This is a genomic window from Nostoc sp. 'Peltigera membranacea cyanobiont' 232 (assembly GCF_002245985.1).
Lineage (GTDB): Bacteria > Cyanobacteriota > Cyanobacteriia > Cyanobacteriales > Nostocaceae > Nostoc.
Genome location: NZ_NOLK01000224.1, coordinates 1 through 9489, shown reverse-complemented (window position 1 = coordinate 9489; position 9489 = coordinate 1). Strand labels below are relative to the sequence as shown.

6 protein-coding genes are annotated in these 9489 nt (G+C 34.2%); 3 read left to right on the top strand and 3 right to left on the bottom strand.

Annotated elements, in window-relative coordinates; genetic code table 11:
* Both CDG79_RS36880 and CDG79_RS36875 read left to right on the top strand, forming a co-directional pair.
* On the top strand, positions 1–847 hold an 847-nt coding region (locus CDG79_RS36880), incomplete at its 5' end, for an SDR family oxidoreductase (RefSeq protein WP_223278574.1).
* A gap of 203 nt (positions 848–1050) precedes the next feature.
* On the top strand, positions 1051–1920 hold the full coding sequence (locus tag CDG79_RS36875) for a phytanoyl-CoA dioxygenase family protein (RefSeq protein WP_094346511.1): 870 nt from the start codon (positions 1051–1053) through the stop codon (positions 1918–1920).
* 408 nt (positions 1921–2328) lie between these two features.
* Here the strand turns inward: CDG79_RS36875 and CDG79_RS36870 are convergent, their stop codons facing one another.
* Complete coding sequence (locus CDG79_RS36870; RefSeq protein ID WP_143855700.1) at positions 2329–5016, bottom strand: GAF domain-containing sensor histidine kinase; 2688 nt, start codon at positions 5014–5016, stop codon at positions 2329–2331.
* Between the two features lie 172 nt (positions 5017–5188).
* On the opposite strand from CDG79_RS36870, the gene CDG79_RS36865 reads away from it, so the two are divergent.
* Positions 5189–6258 (top strand): ISKra4 family transposase gene (locus CDG79_RS36865; RefSeq protein WP_094346509.1). Its coding sequence is split into 2 segments (ribosomal slippage): positions 5189–5345 and positions 5345–6258, totalling 1071 coding nucleotides; the frame shifts between segments, so codons are not numbered across the junction.
* Here CDG79_RS36865 and CDG79_RS36860 read toward each other — a convergent pair.
* The gene (locus CDG79_RS36860; RefSeq protein WP_094346508.1) at positions 6255–8456 is read right to left on the bottom strand and encodes an ATP-binding protein; all 2202 of its coding nucleotides are present in this window, start codon (positions 8454–8456) and stop codon (positions 6255–6257) included. The genes CDG79_RS36865 and CDG79_RS36860 overlap by 4 nt on opposite strands.
* A gap of 78 nt (positions 8457–8534) precedes the next feature.
* On the bottom strand, positions 8535–9489 hold a 955-nt coding region (locus tag CDG79_RS36855; protein WP_223278573.1), incomplete at its 5' end, for an IS4 family transposase.

The window sequence follows — 9489 nt, the reverse complement described above, 5'->3', positions numbered from 1 at the left end:
TTTCTCTCCCACCATTTTCATGATTATCATTATTGTATTATTCTCTCGGCAAGTATACTACACAATAATTGTTCAAGGTCGCGGATGCTTTAAGGCTGACAAGATAATATTTTTAACCTCTAATTCCATTTGGTTTGCGTTCTCTCATATCGCTTTTAGTCTAAACTCCAGTATTGATAATAGTGAAACTTATCTTTATCAGGATATTGGTTATACCCAAAGTAAATGGGTAGCCGAAAAACTTGTTTGGATTGCTAAATCTAGAGGAATCCCTGTGACAGTTATTAGATCCGGATTTTTAATGGGTCATCTGCATACTGGTGTAACTAATACAGATGACTACATATCTCGATTGATCAAAGGTTGTATTCAAATAGGTAGTTTTCCATATCTTGTCAAGCAAAAACAAGATTTAATTACTGTTGATTATGCCAGTAAAGCTATTGTTCAAATATCTAAGAGAAAAGAATCTTTAGGAAAATCCTTTCATTTAGTTCCTTTAGCATCGCAAAATATTGATTTAACTAGATTATTTGAGATGATATCAATTTTTGGATACCAACTGCGAAAAGTGCCTTATGACCAATGGACAAATGATTTAATCAATCAAGCTAGATACTCTCAGAAAAATCCTTTATTTCCTTTAATACCCATGTTAACTGAAAAAGTCTATCAAGGAATGACTGCATGGCAGCTATATCAAAACACTCCTGATTTAGACTGTCGTAATACACTTGAGGCAATTGCCGATACTTCCATTTATCCTCCATCAATAAATACTGAATTAATCAGTAAATATTTAGCTTATTTTCAACGTATTGGATTTTTAAATATGGAGTTTGTCTAGTAGATATATCTTTTGTTTTTTAGATAGTTAATACTCATTCATATATCAAGTAGCCAGAAATAGTTTATCGAAGAAAGGCAGAGGGCAGGAGGCAGAAGGGATTTATCCTATCAGTCAATAATTAAATATTTAAGTATTTCTGGCAATGCCTGTAAATATTAAAAGAGTTAGATTCTAAGTATTCATCAATGTAGGATTTTAATATGCATTTAACAGAGCAAGAATTATTAATCTATGAAAATCAAGGATTTCTTTTATTGCCAGAATGCTTTTCTCGCGCCGAAGTTGAAATTATGAAAGCAGAATTATCTACGCTATCAGTAGAAACATCCCCCCAAAAAATTCTTGAGAAAGATGGTAAAACTGTACGTTCTTTTCATGGTTCACATACGAAAAATAATGTTTTCAATTGTCTAACAAGACATCCATTGCTCGTTTATCCGGCAATGCAAATAGTTGGAAGCAAAGTATACATATATCAATTCAAAGTTAATATGAAGGCAGCATTTAGTGGCGATATTTGGAAATGGCATCAAGACTATATTTACTGGTACAAGGAAGATGGGATGCCAAAACCAAAAGTAGTTAATGCTATGTGCTTATTGGATGATATGAACGAATTTAATGGCCCATTATTTGTCATTCCTAGTTCCCATAAAGAAGAAATGATTGATGTTACGACTTATAAAAATAAGGTGGAAACTACAAATTCTAATAGTCCTAGTGACAGCAATGAGTGGATATCGAGTTTTAGTGCTAATTTGAAGTATTCTCTAAGCCAGGAATTAGTTACTAATCTAGTATCAAAGTATGGAATTACTTTTATAAAAGCAGCGGCGGGTTCAGTACTATTTTTTGATAGTAATATTGTACATGCTTCATCAAATAATATCTCGCCATTTGGGCGCTCTGCTGTGATTATTACTTATAACAGTATTGAAAATACTCCTTTACCAGTTCAAAATCCGCGACCAGATTTTCTTGTGAGTCAAGATTATCGACCAGTTACTCCTCTAGCACCTGATGAGTTATCTCAGTTTTATAGTGTCAAGATTTGTACTTCAAATCCCTAACTACATAACCATTTCCCACGCTATATGAGCAACAAATAATCCCCCTGCTAACCATTGCAACTCCCAAAGGAAATAGATACCAAAGGTCAATTGCTTCAGTGTGGGCGATCGCTTCGATTGTTGACCAAGGTATTTGCATTCCAAATGGATCTAAAAATAGTACGGCACGATTAGACCGTCAATTTTACCATATAATGTTTTTAAATAACTAATTGATGCTCTAGAACAAATTCTTAACAGAGCTAAAATTGAAGCACTAGATCGACTAGATCATTCAATTGAAATTCTCAATCAGGGTTTAAAAAATTTAATCGAAGAAACTTCTAAACATAACAAAGAATAGTACTTAGTTCGCGAATGATATCCGCCAAGCAATCCCCCCTTTCCACATCCCGTGAAAAGTTATATCTACTTACTTACTGAAAGTTCGATTATGAACTCAGTTCCTTGTCCTGGTACTGACTGACAACTTATTTTACCCCCATGTTTTTCTACAATAATTGTGTAGCTAATAGATAATCCTAAACCAGTACCTTTACCAATAGGTTTGGTAGTAAAGAAAGGATTAAAAATTTGAGAAACTATATCTGATGTCATACCAGAACCATTATCAGCGATGCGAATTGCCAACAGATTTTCTTCTAATAACCCAGTAGTGATTTTGATATAACCTGGATTGAGTTCAGCTTGTTCTAATGAACGCTGAGAGTTATAATCTTCCAACGCATCAATAGCATTAGCTAATAAATTCATAAATACTTGATTTAGCTGACTTGGATAACAATCTACTAACGGTAAGGAACCATAATTTTTGATAATTTGAATCTTAGAATTGACTGATTCTGTTTTTAGTCGATGTTGCAAGATTAGCAAGGTGCTATCAATACCTTCATGAATATTCACTGGCTTCATTTCTGCTTCATCCAGACGGGAGAAGTTACGTAAGCTCAGAACTATCTGGCGAATACGATCGGCTCCAACCTTCATTGAAGATAGCAATTTGGGTAAATCTTCAAGCAAAAATGGTAAATCTATCTTCTCTTGTTCTGCCAACATTTGAGGAGTCAGATTCGGTGATAAATTTTCATAAATTTTCATAAGATACAACATATCCTCAATATATTCACTAGCATGAGAAATGTTGCCGTAAATAAAATTAATTGGGTTATTAATCTCATGAGCTATACCAGCAACCAATTGACCTAAACCAGACATTTTTTCTTTTTGAATAATCTGTAACTGTGTTATTTTTAGTTGCTCTAGTGTAAATTCTAATTGTTGTGCTTGTTCTTCCAAACGCACATTCTTTTCATATAATTCCTGTGTTCTCTCTTCTACTTTCATTTCCAGATTTTTGCTGTAATTCTCTAACTGCTGGTTAGCTTGTTGGAGATTATCATTTAGTTTAGATAGATTAGTATACAGCTTGGCATTCTCGATAGAAATGGCTGCTTGAGACGCAAGAATTTTTAAAACTTCTAAGCGTTCAGTAGTAAATGCATTCGTTGTTAAGTTATTTTGCAGATACAGAATTCCAATAAGTTTACTTTGATGAATTATCGGTATACATAAAACGGACTTACATTTATTCTCAATAATATAAGGATCTCTAGTAAATTTTCCTTCAGAGCTAGCATCACCAATAACGACACTTTCCTCCGTTATTCTCACGTAGTTGAGTATAGATATTGGTACGTATAGACTATTATCTAAGGACATGGAAGTTTCTAACAACATCTCATCTTTATTAACTCCCACAAATGCTTCTATTAGCATTTGACCATTTTTCTCTAAAAGGAGGCAGCTAGTTTGTGCCCCAGCATTTTCCATAACAATTTTCATCAACTTAGCTAGCAATTCATCTAGCATGATTTCACTAGAAATAGCTTGCGAAGCTTTAAAAACTGTAGATAAATCAAAAGATGCCAAATTATTGATCTTGTTTGAAGTAGTTGACAGGCTAGCTTTCAAACTAGATGATTCATGATTTATTCTTAATGGGCAGTAATCAGGGTATTTTGACTCTAAATCACTAACTTTTGCGATCGCTCCCCAACGTATATAAGCATGATAAGATTCTCTAAGGTAGAATAATGCCTGCTGATCTCTACCACGGTAAAAGTAAAATTCTGCTGCTAACTCGTTGGCTAGTGCTTCTTCTTGAATATATCCTTGTCCTTTTGCCCCTTGTATAGCTAGATCATAATACTCCATAGCTATAAAGGGTTGCCCTAAAATGCGTGATTTTTCTGCCTCCACCAGATCAAATTTATGCTGATAGTTAGTAGGAGCATGATCAGCCCATAACCGCATTTTTTCCTGATTGCCATTAATAACAGTCAGATATTCTTGTTGAATCTGAGGTTCAGCATTTGGATATAAAGCAATTAGAGCTAGTGAATAATATAGATTGTGGATGCCAACTGTCATCATCCCCATCACACTACCTGTATATTCTGAAGCCAATTTGGCATTATCAATTGCTTGAGTGTAATCTTGAAACAAGTAAAAAAGAATCAGTTTAGCAACATAAGCAGCAAATAACGAAGTAGCATTATTAGTACTTTTTAGATACGGCATCATTGCTATTTCATTAAAACTATCACCAACTAAAAGATATTTATTTTCCGAAATTCCTTGGAGATTAATTACTAGCTGATGCCAAATTTTAATATAGTTTATAGGAAAATATAGTTTAAATTTTTCTAATATCTTAATATATGATGCTTGCTGATGAGCCACTGATTCAAGTTGTTCTCCTCTAAAAAATATGTGACCACAATAATGGACAGAGCAATAGCCAGCGTATTCTAAATCTCCAATTTCTAACGCGCTTTGAATTCCTTCTTGCAACGGAGTAATTGTTTCTCTAAGATGCTCTTTCCAATGAATGGTAAAACCATAAAATGGTGCGTATACTTTACTTTTAAGTTCAATATCTTGGAACTTACCTAATATTTGCCAAGCTATTTGACCAGAGCGATATCCAGCATCAATATTTTCCAGATAGCCACACAATAGCATCCCATAATAAGCGTATCCGTGAGCCGCTAAAGCTGAATGACCATGTTCAATACAGAGATTGACGACAGTCAAGATTATCTGGGGAAAAGTTGCCTTTGTCGGGTTAGTAATAAAAGCAGCACCAGCAATAGTAACAAGGATTTTTAAAGCTGCCAGTATACAAGGATCGGGAGCATCCACTTTTGGAAGATATACAAGTTCTGTGAGAATATAAGAACAGATAAAATAGTGTGCATAACTAACTATGAGTCAGGATAAACAAGAACGGATAAAAGCCTGTTTAAAAGAGTTGGCAACACTGTTATATGAAGAAGTAGACAAAAGTAAGCTGACAGACCTTGAAGGTATAGAAAAAACAGTACGGAGCCAAATGTTAGAACTAGTCAGCCCAGAAATAGCCCTTTTTTTATCGAACAAAAAACGGGAACAAAAGTAGGTAAAACGAGGAAAATAAAAAGTTTGGTGGGAGAACTGACTCTTAAAGCCAAACAGCTAGAGAGACTGGGAGTCAAGCCCAGAACTAGGTTAAGTCCATTGCTTCAAAAGTGCTGTTTGAGGCTATCAGCTAACGAATCATACCAAAAAGCAGAAATTGAGATTGAGGCATTGACAGGAGTAAAAGTTGGTCACTCAACACAACAAAAACTAGTTCTCGAACAAGATTTTCAACTACCGCTAGCATTGCAAGCAGTTTCAGAAGTAAGTGTAGATGGTGGAAAAGTCCGACTCAGAGGTAAACCCAAAGCAGGCTGTTACTGGCGAGACTATAAAACCGTTCGATTGCAAGGAATTTACTATGGTGCATTTTTTGATGACAATCAATCATTAGTTGATTATGTTAATAGTCAGCGTCTGGTTAACCCGTTAGTTTGTTTGGGAGATGGGCATGATGGCGTGTGGAATCTGGTCAAAGAGTTTGGTCAACTCGATAATTTTCAGCGTTGGGAAATATTAGATTGGTATCATCTCAAGGAAAATCTTTATAAAGTCGGTGGTTCTTTAAAGCGACTCAAAGCTGCTGAAACTTTTTTATGGGATGGTCAAGTAGAAAAAGCTAAAGCTTTATTTGAACATTGTCGAGGCAAACAAGCTAAGAACTTCATTGCCTATCTTGAAAAACATTGCTCCCGCATTGTTAACTATAACTATTACCAAGCTGAACAACTTTGTTCTATTGGTTCTGGTGCGGTTGAGTCTGCGATTAAACAGATTGGCGCTAGGATTAAAATTTCTGGCGCACAGTGGAATGTTGAGAGTGTCAACCAAATTCTTTCTGTTCGTTGTGCTTATCTCAATGGTTTGCTTGCTATTTAAGTGTTTCTGCCAAAAGTGGATGCTCCCCAAGGATCTTTGACAACTGGAAAATTTTCTAAATCTTCAAGCTGAGGTAAATTAGCTATAGTACTTTGCTTATTTGGTGCCGCTGACAGAGGAACCCCCAACTTTGCAAGCGCCTCTAATCCAATATCAATGGCTTTAAGCATCTGATTTTGAGCCATATAAAACTGGATTTGTAATTGATAAGCTTTGACTTTATCCAGCAGATTATTAGCATTATGTAGAATAGTTTCAGTTAAGATGGCTGCTCGTGTAAAATTAGTAGTTAAGTACTCTACTTCTACGCTTTCTAGGTGAAGTGTTAGCATCAAGTCATAGTTATTTTCCCAACTCGATGGTGTAAGCAATTCTAGTCCAACTGTTGAATAGTTAAGGGCAGCTTCATAAGCTGATGATGCTTTTGCTTTTTGGCTAGCTATGAGATTTAATTTCGCTAGCCGATCTTTTTGAGATTGATCGCAAATAAATTCAGTACTAAAATTTAAGTGGTTAACAATATTAAAAATATTTTCTTCAATTTCCTCTGTTTGGTAAGATTTTAGAATTAATTGCCCAATTTTCAGATGAGTTTGTTTTTTTTCCGATTCTGGAATCAGGGAATAAGCTGCTTGCTGGATGCGATCATGCAAAAATTTATATGAAACTTTTAATTCCTGGCATCCTAATGATATAAGTATATCTTTATCAAAAAACAGTGGAGCTTTATAATTGTCGCTCAAGGGGATAATTAGATTTACTTTAAGTGCTTCCCATAATTCAGAAGCGGTTTCTGACTGAGATTTTTCATTTACAATTGCTAGAATATCTATGTTAAATCGATTGCCAATACAAGCAGCTAATTTTAAAACCTGTTGTGTCTTCATCGGCAATTTTTTTATATTTCTCACAATCAATTCTACGGCATCATAATCTGTAATTCCAATGGTTTGAATTTGATTGATTTCCCACTGCCATGTTCCACTATTAAAGTCAAAATTTAATAGATTTTCTTGATACATAGTTTGGAACAACTGAGTTAAGAAAAAAGGATTACCCTGAGTTTTATGAAAAATAAATTCAGCTAGTATTTTGGTTTTTTCTGTTACAGTATGAAGTGTATCAATTATTAATTCATGAACATCCTTAATATTTAAAGGCTTTAATGTAATAGTATTTATAATTGTTCCTGCTTTTTTGATTTCATTCAACGTCTGATTCAAATAATGACTTGATATAACTTCGTTATCTCGATAGGCACCAATCATCAAAAAATATTGGCTATCATCAAGCATCAGCATTTGAATAAATTTTAGAGTTGCTACATCTGCCCATTGTAAATCATCAAAAAATAGAACAAGTGGGCGTTCTTTTTGAGTAAATACTTGAATAAACTTTTGAAACACTCGATTAAAGCGGTTTTGGGATTCAATTACTCCTAATTGTGGCACAGATGGCTGTTGACCTACAATTTTTTCAATCTCAGGAATAACATCAATAATAACTTGACCAGTTTCACCAAATGCTTCTAAAAGTCGCTGTTTCAAAACAATTATTTTTTCAGAACTTTCTGTTAATAACTGTTGGGTTAGCTCTTGAAATGATTCAATTAAAGCCGTATAAGGAATATTTCGCTTAAATTGATCAAATTTACCAGAAATAAAATATCCACATTGTTGGAGAACAGGTTTATGAATTTCATTAACTAAGCAAGATTTCCCAATCCCTGCATAACCTGCAACTAACATCATCTCACTTCTACCAATACTGACTCGCTCAAAAGCTGACATGAGAGATGCTACTTCTTTTTCGCGTCCATAAAGTTTTTGAGGTATTGTGAATTGGCTAAATTTATCTAACTTACCAGGAATAAAATTTTCGATTTTACTATTATTTAATAATTGCTTAAAACAAATCTCTAAATCTGCTTTCAGCCCTAAACCACTTTGATATCTTTCTTCAGCAGTTTTAAACAATAGTTTCATTACAATATTAGATACAGCCTCCGGAATTTCTGGGTTTATGTGATGAGGGGGTATCGGCTGTTTGGCAATATGAGAGTGAATTATTTCTAAGGGATCGCTGCAATTAAATGGCAACTTATTAGTCAACAATTCATAAAAAGTTACACCTAAAGAGTAAAAGTCTGTGCGGTAATCAATCGTCCTATTCATACGACCTGTTTGCTCTGGAGACATGTAAGCAAGCAGAAATGTTGAATTATGATACAAAACTTTACATACTTAGTTGCACTAACTCTAAAAAGTCTAAAATAGTCAACATGACATCATCTCCTCAAACCAATGAACATAACTGATTTTCTGACACATACAAGATTGTAAATAGCGGAATTTATCTAATAGCGTATGTCCCCATTGTTGTGGGATAGATAATATTTGTAAAATTAGATAAGCTATTAAACTAACGTAAATTTGTATGGTGATACCATTGACGTTCTTAGTAATTAACTTGTCAAGTTTTAAATGCATTTTTAAAAACTTCCACAATAGTTCGACTCCCCAACGTAATCGATAAATGTCCCTAATTTCATCATCAGTAACTGCTGCATTTCCTGACTCAGGTAAATTAGTTACTAAGCGAAACTCAGTTTTAGTTTCTAAATCACAAAAATTAATCACTCTATAAGCTTGAGCATCATCAGATGCACCAACTTTAACCAACCCAGTTGATTCCTCAAATTCTAGTTTCCAATTATTTTTTATCCTCAAGACAAAATATTTGTTTTCTTGTACTAATTCTTGAATAAATTTTAATCCAGCAAAACCCCTATCCATTACCCCAACGGCATTTATTGGGAGACTAGACATCATTTTAGAACCAAATTTATAATCATGGTCATGTCCAAAGTTTATGAAGTTATCTGATGGACTTCCAGTAGCTAGATTTAGAGAACTAAAAAGTTTTACTTGATGGTGTCCTAGTATCCATAACAACTTACTGGTGAGAGTGATAATTGTTGAATCAATTGGACAAATTGCATATTTATCGTGTAACTTTTTTTGAACTTTCTTCTGTACTAATTCATTTAATTTTTGGTAAATTTCTTGAAACGGTTTTTGGCTTCGATGTAAATTTGCTTTTGAGCTGCGATCGCTATTTTTTGTAGAGGCTGTGAAATGGAAGCGATAACGGTGGAGGGTTGCCCAAAAAGTTTTTGAAGGTAGAAAAAGCTTACTCGTCTGTGAAATACTTTTTTTGAGACGAGCAAGC